A 19,056-nucleotide genomic window follows, 5' to 3' on the forward strand; every position below is an offset into this window, starting at 1 on the left:
GTGTTCAAAATTAATAACAAAGACTATCCAAAAATTATGGTTTACCATAATTCCAGGGAATTATATGAAAATACATTGATTCACTACTAAAAAATAGAATCAGCCCTCAATTTTGAGGGCTGATTTCTAATACTTTAATTGCAGCTTGAGCAATACGAACGGTCTACGTATTCTTTACTGTTTCCGGAGTAGTAATAACAACCACCACGAGGACCCACAATAAGAGTATGTCCATTATAAGTACATCCTTTAGAAGTCGTTTTTTTAGCTGTACTTTTACGGCTTTTAGATTTCTTTTTCTTCTGTTGAAAATAAGAAAGTTCTGAAGTTGTCATCTTAGATATTTCTGCAGCTTTGCTTACTACAGGTAACAATAGTCCTAAGCTTAGCACGGTGGCGAAGATCATTTTTTTCATGTTGAAGTAATTACAGTTTATTTAGTATGACAAGTTGGACAGCATGTCTTACAACCATTTGAGTGTGTGTAAGATTTCTTAGCTTCCTTTACTGCACTTTCACATGTAGAAAACTCTCCCAGATACTGACAATTGGCTGGTAAAGGGAGATATGTGCAATTCTCTAGATGAACCTCATGATCTCCATTGCTTTGAGCATTTTTGTTGACGTAATACTTTTTCATAAAATTTTAATTTTTTATTGATTAACATTTCAAAAGTATTTAGATAATAATAGATTTAATTACGGATTTCCATAAAAGGAAAACTTTCTAATGCATTAGAAAGTTTATAAAAATGATAAGATATATTATTTTTTAGATGATGCCTAGATCTTTGCAGAATGCAATTAGTTGCTCATTATTATTAATTCCCAATTCCTCTTTCAGAACATTTAATTTCTTTTCTATGCTGCTAAGACTATTAGGTTTTATATTGTTATTCGCAAGATATGTTGGAATATTCTTTTGTAAGACTCCCTGAGCAAGAAGGGAAACTAAAGTAACATCGAAAGATGAAAATTCATAACTATTTAATTTTTTCACATCTTGTCTAGCTTCTAAAGCAAGATAGTTGTTCCCTTTAAATACTTCAGAAACTGCTTTCCTTAATTCTTTTCCATCATTTCTGCCTTTTCTGACGTAACCATTGATTTGATAGTCCTTGAATAATGTATCTATTATTCCTGATTTATGTTCTGCAGAAAAAAAAATTACTTTAATAGAAGGGTGGATTTCACGGATTTCTTTCACCATTTCTCGTCCATCTTTAATTCTTTGTTCTCTATAATCAGTATCATAATAAACATCAGTAATGAGCAGATCGTAAGGACTGTTTTCCCTTAAACTTTTTTTAATTTTTTCTACAGCATCATCGCAATAATGGACGTAATCCACCACTGGGATTTTTAATTCATCAGCTGTTCTCTGTACAGATAAATTTAGTATTTCGTGATCTTCTGCGATTAAAACTTTTTTAAACATAACATTTTTGTTTTATGAAATAGGAAAGGAAAAGTTTACTTCCAGTCCGTTTTCAGTTTGAGTTTCAAAAGTAATAGACCCACCGATATTCTCAATACGGTTTACCATATTACGAACACCATTTTTCAAAATAGTTTCATTATTGATTCCAATTCCTGTATCAGAATAGAAAACTTTGACGTTTTCAAAAGTTCTTTCGAATCTTAAAGTGACACGATCTGCTTTACTGTGCTTTTTCATATTAATCAGCAATTCACGTAATATCTGATAAACTTCAGCCTTATTAAAATCAGATATATCTTCCCAAACCTCGACCTCATTACCAATTAAAATAGTATTCACTTCATCATTATTAAAGTAGCTCAAAAGTTTAGCAATCTTTTCATGAAAAACTTCTGAATGATCGTCATTTTTAATATTGTCGTAAGAAATATTCCGTGATCGATTATAAACATATTCTAGATCATCTAATGTTTCATCTCTGCTGATATCCAGATGATTTTCTAGTTTTGTCATCACCTGATAGATTCCATTGGCTACTACATCATGAACTTTTTTGGAGTATTTTAATTCCGTGTTTTTTACTTCTAATTCTTTTTCCTGTTTAAGCAGTTCTTTTTCCTGTTCAAGTCTTTTACGTCTTTTTTTATAAGATAGATTAGCAAAGATAATTATGGTGATTAGTCCAACTACTGCAATCACTAAATAAATAAGTTTTTTTTGAGATTCAAGTTGGTCAACTTTAAGAATGCTGTTTTCAGCTTTACTTTTTTCTACACCGTAGCGTATTAATGCATACTGATTTTTAGCACGGTTTACCTCTAATTGAATTTCATCGTTGAGAGAAGTGAATTTTTGGAAATTTATCTGATAGTTCTTTGAATCTAAGAAAATTATTCTTTTGAAAGCCTGTAACCGATCCGGTAAACTATTGGCAGCAATTGCAGCACCTTCCATTTTTTTTGCGTATGCCAAAGCAATCCTATTATCTTTATCTTTATAATAGTCACATAAATTTGCAAAACTAGAATTTAAATCTAATTTATTTCCCCCTTTAGATCGGATATTTAAAGCTCTGTTATAGAAAGGCAAAGGATTGAAATTTTGATTTTCCAAGTATTTGGCACGTGCCCAGTTATTTAATGCTCTGGCATAGTCCACACTATCGGTTGTTTTTAAGGCAGCTTGTAAGTAAGGAATTGCAGTTTGATATTCACCTTTAGTAATTAAAACATCTCCGATATTATTACAGTAAATAAACTTGTTTTTTAACTTGACAGCATTGTCCAATGCTAATTTGTAAAACTTTTCTGCTTCATCATAATTCTTAAGGTTGTTCGATGCTACTGCGAGGTTATTGTAATTTGCCGCTAAAAACCCCTTTGAAATACTGTCCTTTTTCTTCGCTAATAAAGTATCCGCTTCTAATGATGTTTCGATACTTCCGAAGTAATCTCCACTATTGGATTGGATAATTGCCATATTAATAGTTGCTTGTGCAGCTTTAGAGGAATCTTTATTCAAAAGATATTCATCTTTTGCGATATTATAGTAATAAAATGCTGAATCAGATATTTGATTATCTCTAAATTCATTTGCCTTGTCGTGACTGCTGTTATTAAGCAAAGTAACTTTATCTGGCTGGCTTTTCTTACATGAATAAAGAAGTAAAAACAATATCAGCAATAAAACTCTTATCATATTTGATTTTTACTGCAAAATATGAAAAAAGGCAGACTTTTGATCTGCCTTTGAATAAATTATTTATTATGGTCTTGGAGTAGGGGGCGTCTGTCCTGTGTTTCCTCCGATTGGTCCTCCGGGACCTCCTGTGCCGTCATCTCCGCCTGTTCCTGTTCCCGGATCTAATCCTTCTCCAGTTCCATCGAGCTGCGTCATTATAGTATTTGTACCATTGTTGTTGTACGTATTTGCATTGTTGCTTCCGAATGCTAAACCAAGTAGCATTAATAAGAGTTGTATCACTGTTGTAAAATTTAAAAATTGACATTGGTGTTCTTCCCCGCAAAACTGATTGCAGGCGGTGTTACACGTTTTTGAAAAAAGAAGCGCTTCTTAAATTTTGGGAAGTGAAACCCTTGAAAACGGAAGAGAAACCTCTGCTTCCCAACCCGGAAATCAATCCTCCGTTTTCTCAGATATTCAGAAATCAGATTGTTAATAATTGTTTAGTTTCTCACTGATTTCTATGGCAAAGTAACGGTGATAATGAAGGTGAGTGTTAGCAGAAATTTGGAAAAAATTTGGAAATTTTAAATGGGCCAAGATTACGGTTAACCGTAAGGTAATGTGCTGGAAATGTTATAATTTGCAATAAATCTAATGACTATGAAACAAGAATTAGTGGCAGAAAAAAAATTGCTCGAAGATGTCTATTTAAAATCTAAAAATAGAGACGGTGGAACCTCGGACAGTGGTGTCTTTAAGGATGTAAGTACAGACTTAATTAACACTCACAAAATCAACTTAAGTTACAAGACCATGCTTGCTTATTATAATAGTGTAGTTTTAGAAAAAGAAGAATATAAATCCATTAAGAAATCAAGTCTGGATGCGCTGAGTTTATATCTTGACTGCAGAGATTACAATGAGTATAAAGAAAAGAATGGTTTTTTTAGAAACCAATCTGCAAATAACGATATTAGCGTAAAAATCGGCAACGGTATAGATGCGATTGCTGATTCCGTTAATAGCATTATTATTAAAATTACACATGCTCCTACTTTTAAATTTTCTGAAATCGTTAATAAAAATAATGCAATGGGAGCAGGTTTTATTGGTTTATTTCTAACGGCCGGTTCATTTGCTCACTTTAACGGATACTTTCAAAAGAAGGATCATATGTATTGGAATGGAGAAGAGTACCGGTTGACTGTTGCAGCGGATCTGAATCCTAAACATGATGTTATTCCATTAGACAGTGTTCGGTTTAAATATTTTAGAAAAATTACTCGTCCTGACACTTTAGATATTGATAACGGAATGGAGAACGTCTGGTATTCGAAATATCAGAATAAAGTTGAATTTTTCACGATGGATGGAGTCAACCCAGATAATCAAAAAGAACTCAAACCTGTTTCAGAAAGAATTATTTTAAAGTATGCAAGTGAAAAATAAAGTACAAATATTACAGAGGGTGATTTATTACCATATTTACATTAAATTGTGCAAATTATTTAATAAAAAAGGGCAGCTGAAAATCAGTTGCCCTTATCCTCTCATTAGTCTTTAGGTTTATGTTTGTGCGGATCTAATGTAGGATGTTTTGGTTGGTTAGGAGGAGTAACGCTTCTCCTTCTGTCAGGCGTACCGTCCTCTTTTTTAGGTTTTGGTCCTGGCTTGATTGCTTGAATTGTGCTCATTTCAATTAATTAATATAGTTAGAAAATATTTATAATCTTAAAACGGATTAAGATTATTTCAAAAGTAAAACAATGCTTGTTTTCTACATTATGGAATCCCATAATCAGATAAAATAAGATGTTCGTAATTTCTAAATAGGTCAAGTGTCTATATTCTTTATTGCTATTACCACCAAAGGTTTCCCATAATTAATCATGGTTTCTTTCCCCTAGATTTGGCTAAATATTTTAAACCATGAAAAAACTAGTACTTATTTTCGCAATTCTTTTTGCGCTTATTGTTAATGCTCAGGAAACTCCTAAGTATGTTTATTCAGAAATTGTAGGAACTTCGAAATTTTTAAGTACAAAAGTGCTTATCCAAATTGACTATGGCCAAGCGACATCAATTTGGGAAAGTAACCGTGTTAAAAATACTGACGGATCTAACAGAGATTTTAATTCGATGGTTGATGCCATGAATTATATGGGTGCTTTGGGATGGGAGTTTCAGCAGGCTTATGTTGTTACTATAGGACAACAAAATGTGTATCATTGGCTTATGAGAAAAGAATTCAATGATTTGGATGCCAATATTCAAGATGAGTTGAAGAAGAACTTTCCTACAAAACGAGATTTGAAAAAGTAAATCTGTGATAAAGAAAATTATATACTAATTACATTAATCAAACTTAATAATGCTTTGTATTGTACTCTTATAATGTGTAGTAAATTTTCAGACTGATATATTTATTTTATTAAAGTACATCATTTAAAATCTCATTATAACTGGATACTTATGGATTTGCAAATAGGCAAACACAGAAGTATCCAGCTATTTTATTATTATACAATATTTTATTTTAGAGGATATTAGGATGTCATAAAAAAAAGTGAATCTCAATCATGCAGAGACTCACTTAATGTTTTTATTTTTTTATGTAGTTATATTATCTTCTTCTCGGCGCACTTCTAGTATGCGGCCTAACATAAGTCCCATCTTTCCTTGTGTATCCCTTTACTTGTATTGATCCGCCAGAATTAGAACTTGGTGTGTAAGAGGAAGTGGATTTAGTTGAGTGGGATGTGCTAAAGTGTGTATAAGAGCTGTAAGTTGTATAGCTTGGATTATACGCCCATCCCAAATAATTGTCCCATTTTATCCTTTTATAATTGTTCTTATTGGCTTTGGTTGAAATGAAAACTTGAGTGTCTTTTGGTACTGTCGTTACAATACTTTCATTATTGCTACTTTCGTATATTGGAGTATCTTCAGATAATAAAACGGTGTAGTAATTGGTTGTACAAGAAATAAACGATAGAAAGATCGTCAGATAGAGTAATATTTTTTTCATGGTTAGTTTTGATTTTAAAATTTGTTAGATATTAATCTCTTTGATATTACTTACAAATCTAAATCAATAACGACGAAAGAAAATACGGAAATCCGTAATTAGAAAAAATTATTTTCTTACCGTTTTCAGTGCATCAATCAACCTCCCCCTTTCCCCACTTCCCGTAGTAGAAAATCGTAAAAAAGGAACTCCATACTTCTCCACAATCTCATTCTTCATTTGATCCCTTTCACCTTGTCGGCTTTCCTTTTTATGGTATTCATAGCCATCAACTTCTATCGCCAAAACAGGGTTTTTACCTAGCTTATTGTAAATCAGAAAATCAAGATGGGTGGCGTGATGTCTGGCATATTGTTCTTCCTCTTCAGAAAGTTTGTCAAAATCCAACAGAAGATTTCTTAAAGGAAAATGCAGAACCACATCGTATTTGGAAAACTCGTCTTGTGATAGAACCTCTTTGATCAGCAGGTACATTAAATTTTCACTGTCAAAAACCGATTTTTTCTTTTGACCTGATAGGAGAACTCTTCGTTTCTCTTCATAGCCTTTGTACAGATAGTCAAAAATAGAGTGGAGCTCACTGTTGACGATGGTGAAGTTGTGATAATCAATATAACGGATCAGGTCAGAGATGTTATTGTCTTTCTCATTTTCATTTCCATTGACAACCAGAATCAGCTGATCTTTTGCTCTCGAAATAGCAACGTTCAAACGATTCGGATTATCGGTAAAATCTGATATTTCATTATCTACAGTGGAAAGAATAATCACATCATTTTCTCTTCCTTGAAATTTGTCTACCGTATTAGCTTTGATCTTTGTTCCCTGAAATGTATTTTGCAAAGCAGAAATCTGATTTCGGTATGGAGTTACAATTCCTAAATCTACTGTTTCCAAACTTTGATATGGAATAATTTCCTGGGTAATAACATCAATCTGCCGCTGATTCATTCGTTCACGTGCATGATTTCCTGCTACGGTCTTGTAAACGATTAGGGGATTTCGGTCTGTTTTGACTTCGGATAAAATAATCAGCTGATTGTTGTAAAATTTCCGGTTGCAGAAATCAATGATTTGAGGATGGCAGCGGTAATGTTCTTTTAAAAGGGTCTTAGGAATATCAGGAAATAATTCTGTGATCGATGAAAGCAAACTTTGGTTGGAATAACGATACGCTTCAGGAAGCTGATAGCTCTGAAAGATAAAATCTGTATTTTTTGCCGTTTGAGCATCAACCACATTCGGAAGCTGTTTTAAATCGCCTACAATCACCGCTCTTTTGGCGCAGGATAAAGCCAGCACACCTGTTGCTAAATCTACTTGCGATGCTTCATCAATAATCACAAAATCATACACGACATTTTCAGCAAGACTTCTTCTCAGAGAATAGGTGGTACTCATAATCACCGGATAGTCTTCGATGAACTCTAATGATTTTAAAAGAAGATCTCGCTCTGTATATTCCTTACGTTCTTTTCCGTTATATTTTTTATACAATGTATTTTTAAACAACTGCATCGAAACGTCTGTATAATCTTTCATTTTCTCATCGAAAGAAAAATCCTGCAATTCCGATTCTAATTGTTGTCGCCTTAACTTGAGCTCTGAAATTTTTGTCGTGTAATATTTTGACTGAACCAATTTGATCAACTCCTGATAAGGCAGTTCATAAAAGTTTTTATCTTTAACACCGTAAAGAAAAGGAAAGATCAATTTTCGCCACCAGTTGAATTTCTTACCCGATTGCTCGTAGTTTTCAATCGTGATCCAAAGCGAAAGCAACTTATCTGAACTGACATTCTTTTTAAAACGAACCTCTGCGAACAAAGTGTTAGTGAAGGAGAAATGCTGATATTCTGTTTCTATATTTTCAATTTCCAGTTTCAGTGATGCCAGCTCATTTTTGAATTTCAGTTTTTCTGAAAGCTGAGTAAAAAGTAAGGTATTAGACAATTTAAGAGCACTTGCTTCTTCAGCCGATAATATCCAATCTGACAAATCAGGAATCTCAGCTTGGGATTCTATGAACTCTTTTTTATTTTGAGAACTTCCTAAAAGGGCTGCGATAAAAGAGATCCCATTCTTATCCAGTTTTTCAAAAACATTCTTTGTTGCAGAATTATTGCTTGAAACCACTGCCACGGTTTGATTGTCCATCACTGCATTCGCAATGATATTTAAGATAGTCTGCGTTTTTCCAGTTCCGGGAGGACCTTCAATAACACTTAACGGTTTGGAGAAAGCTTCATTCACTCCATCTTTCTGACTGAGATTAAAACCAAATGGAAAAATCTCAGTAGGAGAGGAGTTTTCATTTCTCTCAGGTTGTTTTTGATTAAGATAGTTGGAAAGAATTGAATACTCAGGAATAAAAGAAATTCTCTCATAGCTGTCGGCAAGAATGTTATTTCCTTCCTCTGTTTTCAAGCCAATGGTCTCTGCAATTTCTTTTAAGTAACTGAAAATACTTCCTGCATTTTTTGTTTGAATCGCAGATTTTACAATTTGAATTTTGCTTTTGTTATAGGTGTATGATTTTCCATTGTTTTTAAAAACCACTATGTACTTCTCACCTGTGAAAGAGAAGGATTCTATTTCATCAGTTCTTTCTTTGCCGTCGATATAGATGGCTTGGGATTTTAGATGTGTAGTTGTGATTTTGTGCATTGGTTGGTGATGTCTTACAAATATATTAAACTGTAAAAGCTAAAAATGTAAAGTACAGATGATTTTTGAATTATTATAATGAAAAAAAATACAACTAACTAAGGATTCCCCTAAATGATATATTTATTTAATAGCCACTTTTACAATGCTAACAAATAAATAAAATAATTATGGCAAAAACAGCAGCTTTTCATAGCATCAAACAGACCGTACACCACAACAATACTTCGTGTACGGAGGGTAACAACATTGAAACAGTAAACAAGCGAAGCGGAACAGGCGATAAGCCATTATGTTCACATTGCGCTAGACTGTAAGTTTCTTTGGTTTATTGGCTCATCGAAAGATGAGCCTTTTAAATTAGCATATGAATTGGTTGTTTACATAAAAATGGTAAATATTGGTTAATCAAAATCTTTAGCATATTTTAGTGATAAAATAATAATAAAACACAATGCAAAACATTGATTGGAATAATATTAGGCCACTAAATCATTCCCAAAAGAATAGCTTTGAAGAACTTGTTTGTCAATTAGCTAGAAATGACAGGTTCGAAAATGCAGTTTCATTTGTTAGAAAAGGTTCTCCTGATGCTGGTGTTGAATGTTTTTGGGTTCTGAGCAATTTTAAAGAAATTGCTTACCAAGCCAAATTCTTTACTTCTCCTTTGTCATCTACCCAATGGGGTGAATTAGATAAATCTATAAAGACAGCCTTAGATAAACATTCCAATCTATGCAAGTATATTGTTTCTATACCTCAGGATCGCGCAGATGCAAGAATTGAAGGTAAAACTTCTTTTTTGGATAAATGGAATGAATCTGTACTAAAATGGAAAAATTGGGCACAAGCCCAAGGCTTAGATGTGGATTTTGTTTATGAAGGTAGTTCGGAATTGTTAACCAAATTATCAATGCCAGAAAATATAGGAAAAGCATATTTTTGGTTTAGTAAAAATGAATTTTCTAAGGAATGGTTTAACGACAATAATAAAAGGAAAGTAAAAGATCTTGGTGCAAGATATAGTGAAGAACTAAATATTTTATCTGATACAGCGAAAATATTTGAACTGATGATTTTCCCTTTAAAATTAAAAAAAATACTATTTTCAGAATATGAAAGTTTAGAGATAGATTTTAAATCTTATTTAAATATTTCCAAACAATATCCAGAAATTCATGAAAAATTGATCAAGTTACTAAACAATTTTTTAGATAAAGGAAAGTTGTTGCATTCGTATAACATATCTGATTTAAAACAACCAGAAATACTTAGCCATACAATCTTAATGCAGATGGATTCATTAATAAGAATACTTTACGAGAATTATGCTGCTGATGATATAAAAATCAACCGAATTAATAGTAAAAATACTCTTGCGCTAAAAGCTAAGTATAAAGTAACATCATATAGCATTAATAAGTTTTTAACCATTTTAGATTCTTTAGACAAAAAGATAGCTATAAATCCCTTTTTGCTTATTGAAGGAGATGCTGGCATAGGAAAATCACATCTTTTTGCTGATTTTGTCACCACATTTTACAAAGATTTACCTTCAGTTTTACTGTTAGGACAACAATTTTATAGTGAAAACCTATGGTTGCAAATAAGTAATCAGTTACAAATAAATTGTTCTAAGGAAGAATTTCTGGGAATTCTGAACTCTATAGGAGAGAGTTTAAATTGTCGTGTGCCAATTTTAATTGATGCTATTAACGAAGGAGGAAAGCAGATATGGAAAGAACAACTTTCTGGTTTTGTCAATGATATCAGATCTTATCCTCATATTGCATTAATTATTTCGATTCGTAGTACCTACACTAACTATGTCTTATCAAAAAGTAATCTAAAAGACTTTGAGAGATATACAATTGAGGGCTTCAGAAATCTACCTGAAGTAACCAAAACATTTTTTAAGTTTTATAAAATTAATGATCTTCCCGTGCCGATTCTAAACCCGGAGTTTAAAAATCCATTATTTTTGAAGTTATTCTGCATAGGATTAAAAGATAATAACTTAGATACGCTTCCCGATGATTATGATAATATAACTGTAATCTATAATTACTATTATCACAAGATTAACAAGATATTAGCAGATCGGTTAGCTTATGATTATAGGAATTTTAACTTAGTTCTTGAAGCAATATCTTTGCTGGCAGATGATATGGTTAGATATAAGACTTCTCAATTGAGTAGAGAAGTTGCAAATATCATATTAATTGAGAAATATCGATATTCCTTGCCAAATGCAGGAATGATACTCTCAGAGTTGATTAAGGAAAATGTATTGAACGAAAATATTGTTGGAAATAAGGAAATAATTTATTTTTCCTATGAAAAATTGGGTGACTACATAATAGCTAAAAGTCTTTTGAATTTAGACTCTAACAAGATAAAGCTTTTAGCGGAAACTGGAACATACAGCATTGATCAATCATTTAACCTTTTTGAAGTAATTAAAAATGATATAGCTGTTAAAGCTAATTTAGGTATTATAGAAGCTATTTCTATATTACTGCCCGAAATGTATAATTTAGAATTGTTTCAATTAAGAAAATCTACTACAGTTTTTTTAAAGCCGTTGCTAAAAAGCTTACTATGGCGTAACTCGTCTACAATAAAAGATATAACTATTGATTATATTAATAAAAATAGAAAGCTAGATAAAGCAGTGGCAAGCGAATTTGTGAACACTCTACTTCAATTGTCAATCAAGCCCAATCATCGTTTAAATATATATTTTGTTGATGCACTTTTATCTCAAAAGAAGTTAACCGAAATCGATTTGATGTGGACCATTCATATAAATAACTCTGAAGCCGGAAAAATACTTGTTAATTGGGCATTGGAAATATCTTCATTTTCTAATCTACATTCAAAAACAAAAAAAATATTTGCATTTTCTCTTTCATGGTTATTTTGTTCAACCAATCGCGAAATTAGAGATAAAGCAACCAGAGCACTAGCTAAATTGCTTCAGAATGATTATTCTATTCTTATTAATTTGATTAATAAGTTTAAGGTGGTGGAAGATATTTATATTCTAGAACGTTTAGTGGGTGTGCTTTATGGAATCACTTTAAGGTTAAATGATAAAGAAAATATCTTGGAAATTGTGCAATTTGTAAATAGTATGATTAAAGCAAAAGAATTCAGACGTCATTTATTAATCGAAAATTATGTTCAAGGAATTATTAATTATGCTTCGACAAAGGGAATATCTGATAAAAATGATTATATACAACCCGATATTACGAGTGATAAAGATCTATTTAAAGTTAAATTAGATTCGAAATTATTTTTTAAAAGACATATAGCTCACATTTGTCATGATACACTTGTTAGCTATATTTCAGGAGAGCATAGTTTCATTCATAAATTTCTTGGTAAGAAAGCAAATTTTAGAATTTCTAATTTTTATACTTCAGACTTCGACTCATTGGATAGTATTATTAATAATACAGGAAATGTCGAAATTATAGGAGAAATTATAAAATTAATAAAATTAAAATCAGATAGCGAATTAACGTCTATGATGAATATCGGTAACATTGATGATGATATACAAAATCTTTATGAACAGTTAATTAATTATGAAACTTTAAAACCACAGGATGTTTTAAATATTAGATCTTTCTTTAATGAAGTTGCGAGCATAACTGATTCACAGTTTAACATTGATACTTTACAATATTATATTTCAAATGATGTTTTTAATATTATAGGATGGAACGGCAATGATTTTAAAGAACATGATTATCCAATATTAAGTTCGAATTTTTACAAAAAAAATCTCTTTAATTTACAAGAATCTATAGGTGAAAAATATATTTTTATATCTTTTTATAAATGGTTATCTATAGTATCTAGTAATTATTTAATTGCTGAGATAAATCCTTCAAAATTTAAATATAATAGGTATAAAGATCTTCGTAACCTTCTGCAGACAGATATTGATCCAACTATTTTTTTTTCAGGAATTATGCAGCAGAAAAATTCTTCTAATAAAGCAAGCGAAATTTATCAATTTAATTCAGAAGAATTGCTTGGTGAATGGATATGCTTAGGTTCTTCCGATCCTGGAGTTATAAAAAATAGTAACTTTCAGTTTGTACGAAAATGTTTAATTATTAACGCTTCTGATGCTGTTGATTATTTAAATTATTTGAGAAATGATGAATTGATTTTGAGGGATTTTCTTTATCTAAATACTTCTCAAAGTAATCACTATTTGGGTGAATTACATTGGAGAGAAGAATCTAAATTGATTCATAAACAAAGCAATAGAAGAGGTTATTTGGCTGCTATAACCTATAGATGGTCAAAGGATAATGATTTTTCTTTAAATGATGATTTGCAATTTTTAGTTCCATCCTATCAACTTTCTCAGATTTTGGATATTGCTGCATTAATAGATGGTAGGTTTTATGATAAAGATGAAAATGTTGTAGCAGTAACTACATTTTTTAATAAAAATAATACATCATTATTTATAAATAAAAAGTACTTTATTAACAAAATGAAAAGTAAAGGTTTAAATGCTTTAATATTGAAAGATTACGCTAAAAGCCGAAGTAAAGCTAAAATTGTAAAAAATATTTCACTTATACTAAATGATTAAGCATACCGAAAAAACCAGATAACACTACGTTTTATGAGTATGACATAACCGCAATCCTTCCAATTTGATTGAAGTTAGGAAGCATAGAAAGATGATCAGCAGTGAAAAAAGAACAATAACATTTTATCATCATCATTTCAAAAATTTATGTTTCGAGATTGATTACAAATTTAATAACTGGCAGTATACGAACTCCAAAGACTGGAGATTTTGAAGAACTAAATGATCCTATTAAATATTTATTTGCATTCGCAATTGAAATCGAGCAAAAGTGACTTAGTAGGGGGGTAATAGTATCTATTACTATTTAAATTTTAATGTTTGCGTATTTTATAATTTTTTTTGTAGGTTTGATGAAACTAATATGAGAACGCATAATCTTAAATATAGATGTGAGATAGCATTGCTACATGCTGATCTAAGTGGCTTTAGAGCACAAGAGATAAATTGTTGGCGTTTTGTTTTTGATGACATTACTGATGACCGCAATTTCAAACCAGTATATCTTCTAAATATAGATCGATTTAAATTAGATTTAAAAACTAATAAAGCGATATCATCAGGATTTGCATTGTCGTTGTTTGAAAGTCCAGATGCTATAAAAGCAAAATTTATAAAATTAAACTCTAATAAGAAAAATTTTCCAAAATTAATTGGAAAAAATGCTGCTTTTGCTAAGTTACCATATTGCGGACTTAACGATGAGCCATCGACTTCTGGACATTTTGATTTACACGAATTTAACGGCATTGATTTCGTAAAGCTGTTCACAATAGACAAAACAATTTTAGGTGGAGACAATTAACTCATATATACTGAATAAGACTGCATTTGATCTTCCTACTGAGGTGGCTGCTTTGTTATTTCCTGAATATTACACCACTATCGTATGTGTAGATAAGAATAATAATTCTTTTATTAAAGAATGGGTTGATTGTACGAATGATCAGTCTGTAAATAGATTTTTATTTTACCAAACAACTAGAGAGCTTTTGAAAGCTTTTATAGATAAAAGAATTACTCATTTAGAGTTTATTCGCAGATCTGTTTCCAATACATATTTCTTGATCGATCTTGATGAAGAGTCAAATTATCATAATGTTCTGCTTCTACGTTTTAATGAGATACCTGCAGACTATCTTCCTGAATTTGGTTTGTCTTTAGAATCCGAGGATTTTGTAAACCCAGAAGTAGTTTATGATTATTTTAATTTATATGGTATAGTTGACGATACAAATTATAATTTGCGTTCCAACCAATTTTCTAACTTAATTAATATTCATTTAAGAGAAGGTGAGGGAGTGGGATTTGGACGTATTGATGCTGACAAATTAGGGAAAATTTTAATAGGATTTGAAGGGTTGTATGAGAATTTAGCTAAAGATTATTATTTTTCTAAAAATCGTGGTACTAAAATTCCAAAAAAAATTAGCAAACATGTAAGCGATGGAAATCTAGAATGTGAGGTGGTAATTTTTGAAGCAGCATCCTTTAATGTTATACTGAAACCAAAAGCAGATATGGATGGGTTATTTGGTGATAGCTCAAGTGATATTATTTGCGAGAGAGCTTTAAACCTTATTACTAAGAGTAAAAATATTGAGACATTTAATGAAATATCTTCTGAATTTAGTGCGTATACAATGTCATCTTATTTAGATTTTGTTAATATTGTTTATGAGGAATTGATAAACATAGATATTAAGATGGAATCATATAAAAAAGAAGTTTTTAGTATTGAAAACCTAACATTCAATGAGGCTTTTAAGATAAAAGCATTTTACGACCAAGATAGTGAAATTGAAACGGACAAGTTCAATCTTGTAGGAAATTTTACGGGTGTGAATTGCAATACAGGATATTTTTGGTTTGATTCAAATGATAAGCAGAGTTATCATGGTTATCTTGATAAATTGATTAGTGATAGCGCTTATGATCTAAATTTTCATAAATTATATTTGATTACCATCGAGCGTAAACTTGAAAATAAGGCAATAAAAGATTCTCCTAAGATTCACGACAGGATATTAGCTATATATGATTACAATGAGTAATGATGTATATATTAACATATAAATTAACTCATAATTCTTTAAGTTTTCAAAAATATTCTATCGTGAACTAATATTAAATGTATCATTTGCTAACTTATGTGTAACAGTATCATTAAAAATTAAACTATCATCAATATCAGTGAAAGTTCATAAGGTGAAAAGCAATATTAGCTGATTATTATAGATAAAAAAAAATTATAATAACTATAACTTAATAACTGAAGAGACAGACTCACATTTTCCTCAAAGAAGATATTATATTTCTTCTTTCAATACTCTAAAATTAAAAGAAAGCGCTCAAAATATTTTTTAAATTGTGCATTTGGATTTTAGGCGTAAAAAAAAAGAGACAACTTTAGTTGTCTCTTTTTTTTACGTTAGCAAAATGCTATTTTGTTATTAATCCAGATAAATCCCATATTTAGATAATAGATTTAAGAATCTAGGGTCTTCAAGAAAGTTGGAGTATATTTCTTCCTCTTTTATTACCCTTCTTATATAATCAGAATTCATTTTAATAACATTCTCTAAATGTATATAAAATTCATTGAAATTACCAGTTTCGGCATATAGTTCTGCTAACGTGGCGATTGCCTGTAGATTTTCAGAATTTAATTCTAATGCTCTGTAAACATCAGCGAATGCTGCATCGAAATTCTTTAAGACTCTTCTAATGTTAGCTCTACAAGAATAGCCAGTTGAAAATTCAGGATCAATATCAATAATCTGGGAACTAATAAATTCTGCTTCAGAATATCTTTTAGTTTTGGTGAAGATTATGACTTTTTTAACTAAAGCATTCAAATCTTTGGGCTTTAGTTTTAGATAATCATTTGCTTTTATTTCTGCTTCTTTAAATTCTTCCTTATTAATTAAATTGCTAATATAGAGATTTAGTGCTGGTAAATGATTTTCATTTATTTTCAAAGCAATCCTAGTATCAGCAATAGATTCATCATATTCTTCGAGTTCATAAAAAATTCCAGCTCTATAAACATATAAGTCGACATTACTTTTGTTAAGAGCGATAGCTTTGTTTATATAATCTATTTTATTGTGGAAATTTTCAGAATTATTAGCTAATGCAATTAATCTTTCTGATTCTCTAATATTTTTAAATCTTCGAATTTCATTTTCAGAGAGGTCTTCTTGTGTTAACCTCTCGAATAATTTTAGGTAATCTATTGAAATTTGTGTGTTTGATTCATCCTTTTCGTATGCAATTTTGACTTTTTCAACCTCTTCTAATTCTCTGTCAGAATGTATAACATTGATGTCAGTTATGTGAGGATGTAAATATTCCCTTTTAATTCTATTAATTAATAGCATTTCTTTTGCTCTATCTTCTGGTTTATCGGTAAAAGGGATTCTACTTAAAACAAAATTTATATTTGGTACTTTGCCTAAAATGTTATTAGAAGGATCGTTCAATGATTTGATAATTCTGTTAGCACCTCCTAAATTTTCTTTATTATTGGCTGCAATAATAACAATTTTATCTGCTAATAAAGATAAAGTGATGCCAGACATTTCTGATATTCCTGTTCTAGAGTCTATTAATAAAAAATCAGGTTTTATTTCTGTTTCAACAGCCTCTTTCAATTTTAAGAAAAACGCTAAACCATTCGGATTTTCATAGATTAAATCGTACCAATTAATTGCGGAAAGCTTTTTCCAATAGCTAGGTGAGTTCGTATCTCCAGCTGTTATTAGACTTAAAGGTTTTCCATTCTTTGAAACGTTTATATCAATCGAATAATCTTTAATTTTATTACTTAAGATACCTTTGTTAGAAAACTCATAAACATAATCGACTATTCCTTTATTGATATTATTCTTTGATACTGGAAACTTCAAATGTAATCCGGGAGCTTCCAAATCAAAGTCTATCACACAAACTTTCTTTCCGAATTCAACTAGTCTTGTTGCAATATTTACCAGAGCTAATGATCTTCCTACACCTCCTTTGTATGAATAAAATGTTATTGTTTTCATTTAAATTTTATTTAAACTGTAAATAGTGATCTTCGATTTTGTAATTTTGTAGTTGCATGTTTTAAAAAATCGACATCATAGCCTTTCACCTTAATTATATCTTGTCTAATACATGCTCTTGTTTCGTCAAAATGAATGTTCATTGCGTTAGCAATACTTAGCATTCTCTCAAGATTGGCAGATTCATAATTGTTAGCTTCGTATCTCTGAATCTGTTGTTCTTTAAGTCCCACAATTTTAGCTAAGTCATTTTGAGATAAGCCCGTCACAATTCTAGCTTTAATTAAAGTTTCGGACAAATTTTCAATCGGAGACGAAAAGATTATTGGCTTTTCATTTGTTAATTTTTCATATTCTTTTAATTCTCTATCAAAAGTTTCTATCTGGCTTTTAATAGCATCTTGCATAATTTTTTTAAACTTATCATTACTTTGTGAATCTACTTGTAATTTTTCAAGAGACCGTAAAAATTCTTTGCGTTTTTTATTAGTGATTGCATACTGTTTTTCGTTCTTGATCATGATAATTATATTAAATTAATTTGTACAATACCTTTTGGATTTTCATCTTTATCTTGCTGAAAAAAGTAAAAATAAATTAAGTCTTCGCTAGCGGGAGCTTGTGCTGGAAAAAATTCACCAGAGTATAATTCTTTTTGCTTTTTTCTTTCATCAGAGAAATCTAGAAGTGTGCCATATATAGATTCTAATTTATCTAAATCAACTCCATCTGCATCCCAACAAGCGTCAAAATCACCAGGCAATTCTTTTGTCGTAACAAAACTACCATCAATGAAAATTCTTTTGCAGCCACAGTCCTTGAGATGACTCATGCCCAATTTTAAACCATTAATTAGCATTTTTCGATAATTATTGACACCAAATTGCTTTTCGAAATTTTCCAAAGACATTATGTAAACGCCTTCAGACAAATTTCCATTTGGTTGAAATGATATTGCCATCTAATTGTAATTATAATACAAATATAATAAATGTTGCTTTATCACAACGAATTTGTTGTGTTAAATTGTATAGTGAAGAATTGCTTTGAAGATGCTTGAATAATTATAGCTTGGACTTATTAAATAATCTATTTTTTTTTCAGCAATTAATAAAGTAAAAAATAATTATTTTATAAAAACTCTTGTTACAATGAATATTAGATAAAATCCGAGCTTCATAAGTTAGGATTTAATTTTATCATTAATTTTTATCTAAATTAAAGTATTTTATCAACTCTGTAGGTGATACGCTTAAGCCTCTGGCTAAATCTAAAAAAGTTGTAAATGCAAAATTTCTTTTTCCATTTTCTACATCACTTACAGTTGATTTTGTAAGGTTATTACTATTAGCAACAACATCATCTTGACTTACACCTTTACTTTTTCTAAGGTTTTTTATGTGAATTCCAAATCTTACCAATTCCTCATCTTTTGTTCTCATAATGATATTTTTACAAAAAGCGGAATTTTTCAGAAAATAAATGTTATAAGTTCTTATAACAAATGATTTTTTTTATTATATTTGTCAGATGAGTTACAAACTGTAACTTTGCGATACTT

16 protein-coding genes are annotated in these 19,056 nt (G+C 30.5%); 6 read left to right on the forward strand and 10 right to left on the reverse strand.

Features of this window, described 5'->3' with window-relative positions:
• Window positions 1–134 precede the first annotated feature (134 nt).
• The 4 genes from AR685_RS17595 to AR685_RS17610 all read right to left on the reverse strand — a co-directional run bounded on the left by AR685_RS17595 (window position 135) and on the right by AR685_RS17610 (window position 3,406).
• A complete protein-coding gene (locus tag AR685_RS17595) occupies window positions 135–416 on the reverse strand; it encodes a hypothetical protein (protein ID WP_059125411.1) in 282 nt (93 codons plus the stop codon).
• A gap of 356 nt (window positions 417–772) precedes the next feature.
• Complete coding sequence (locus AR685_RS17600) at window positions 773–1,438, reverse strand: response regulator (protein ID WP_059125412.1); 666 nt, start codon at window positions 1,436–1,438, stop codon at window positions 773–775.
• 12 nt (window positions 1,439–1,450) lie between these two features.
• Entirely contained in the window at window positions 1,451–3,139 is a 1,689-nt protein-coding gene (locus tag AR685_RS17605; RefSeq protein WP_059125413.1) for a tetratricopeptide repeat-containing sensor histidine kinase, read from the reverse strand.
• 66 nt (window positions 3,140–3,205) lie between these two features.
• Entirely contained in the window at window positions 3,206–3,406 is a 201-nt protein-coding gene (locus AR685_RS17610) for a hypothetical protein (RefSeq protein ID WP_059125414.1), read from the reverse strand.
• Window positions 3,407–3,787: 381 nt separating this feature from the next.
• Here AR685_RS17610 and AR685_RS17615 point away from each other — a divergent pair, with 381 nt between their 5' ends.
• Window positions 3,788–4,576, forward strand: a complete 789-nt coding sequence (locus AR685_RS17615) for a hypothetical protein (RefSeq protein WP_059125415.1) — start codon at window positions 3,788–3,790, stop codon at window positions 4,574–4,576.
• A gap of 104 nt (window positions 4,577–4,680) precedes the next feature.
• Here the strand turns inward: AR685_RS17615 and AR685_RS18210 are convergent, their stop codons facing one another.
• On the reverse strand, window positions 4,681–4,821 hold the full coding sequence (locus AR685_RS18210) for a hypothetical protein (protein ID WP_165592843.1): 141 nt from the start codon (window positions 4,819–4,821) through the stop codon (window positions 4,681–4,683).
• Between the two features lie 235 nt (window positions 4,822–5,056).
• Here AR685_RS18210 and AR685_RS17620 point away from each other — a divergent pair, with 235 nt between their 5' ends.
• Window positions 5,057–5,449 carry a hypothetical protein gene (locus AR685_RS17620; protein WP_059125416.1) on the forward strand — a complete coding sequence of 131 codons (393 nt, stop codon included), beginning with the start codon at window positions 5,057–5,059 and terminating at the stop codon, window positions 5,447–5,449.
• An 814-nt stretch (window positions 5,450–6,263) separates the two neighbouring features.
• Here the strand turns inward: AR685_RS17620 and AR685_RS17625 are convergent.
• Complete coding sequence (locus AR685_RS17625) at window positions 6,264–8,822, reverse strand: AAA domain-containing protein (RefSeq protein ID WP_059125417.1); 2,559 nt, start codon at window positions 8,820–8,822, stop codon at window positions 6,264–6,266.
• A gap of 170 nt (window positions 8,823–8,992) precedes the next feature.
• On the opposite strand from AR685_RS17625, the gene AR685_RS18215 reads away from it, so the two are divergent.
• From AR685_RS18215 to AR685_RS17640, 4 genes are all read left to right on the forward strand, one after another.
• Window positions 8,993–9,139: a hypothetical protein gene (locus AR685_RS18215; protein WP_165592844.1), complete on the forward strand. Its 147-nt coding sequence runs from the start codon at window positions 8,993–8,995 to the stop codon at window positions 9,137–9,139.
• 137 nt (window positions 9,140–9,276) lie between these two features.
• Window positions 9,277–13,446 (forward strand): hypothetical protein, encoded by a 4,170-nt coding sequence (locus AR685_RS17630; RefSeq protein WP_059125418.1) that lies wholly within the window; start codon window positions 9,277–9,279, stop codon window positions 13,444–13,446.
• A 364-nt stretch (window positions 13,447–13,810) separates the two neighbouring features.
• Entirely contained in the window at window positions 13,811–14,251 is a 441-nt protein-coding gene (locus tag AR685_RS17635; RefSeq protein ID WP_059125419.1) for a hypothetical protein, read from the forward strand.
• Window positions 14,238–15,500 carry a hypothetical protein gene (locus AR685_RS17640; protein WP_059125420.1) on the forward strand — a complete coding sequence of 421 codons (1,263 nt, stop codon included), beginning with the start codon at window positions 14,238–14,240 and terminating at the stop codon, window positions 15,498–15,500. Before AR685_RS17635 ends, AR685_RS17640 begins: the two co-directional genes overlap by 14 nt.
• A gap of 399 nt (window positions 15,501–15,899) precedes the next feature.
• Here AR685_RS17640 and AR685_RS17645 read toward each other — a convergent pair whose 3' ends face one another.
• The 4 genes from AR685_RS17645 to AR685_RS17660 form a co-directional block, all read right to left on the reverse strand.
• On the reverse strand, window positions 15,900–17,495 hold the full coding sequence (locus tag AR685_RS17645; RefSeq protein ID WP_059125421.1) for a KGGVGR-motif variant AAA ATPase: 1,596 nt from the start codon (window positions 17,493–17,495) through the stop codon (window positions 15,900–15,902).
• Window positions 17,496–17,506: 11 nt separating this feature from the next.
• A complete protein-coding gene (locus AR685_RS17650) occupies window positions 17,507–18,016 on the reverse strand; it encodes a helix-turn-helix transcriptional regulator (protein WP_059125422.1) in 510 nt (169 codons plus the stop codon).
• Between the two features lie 5 nt (window positions 18,017–18,021).
• On the reverse strand, window positions 18,022–18,456 hold the full coding sequence (locus AR685_RS17655) for a DUF6932 family protein (protein WP_059125423.1): 435 nt from the start codon (window positions 18,454–18,456) through the stop codon (window positions 18,022–18,024).
• A gap of 241 nt (window positions 18,457–18,697) precedes the next feature.
• Window positions 18,698–18,937 carry a helix-turn-helix domain-containing protein gene (locus AR685_RS17660; RefSeq protein ID WP_228376463.1) on the reverse strand — a complete coding sequence of 80 codons (240 nt, stop codon included), beginning with the start codon at window positions 18,935–18,937 and terminating at the stop codon, window positions 18,698–18,700.
• Between the last annotated feature and the right edge of the window lie 119 nt (window positions 18,938–19,056).

It is taken from the genome of Chryseobacterium sp. JAH, assembly GCF_001507335.1.
GTDB lineage: Bacteria > Bacteroidota > Bacteroidia > Flavobacteriales > Weeksellaceae > Chryseobacterium.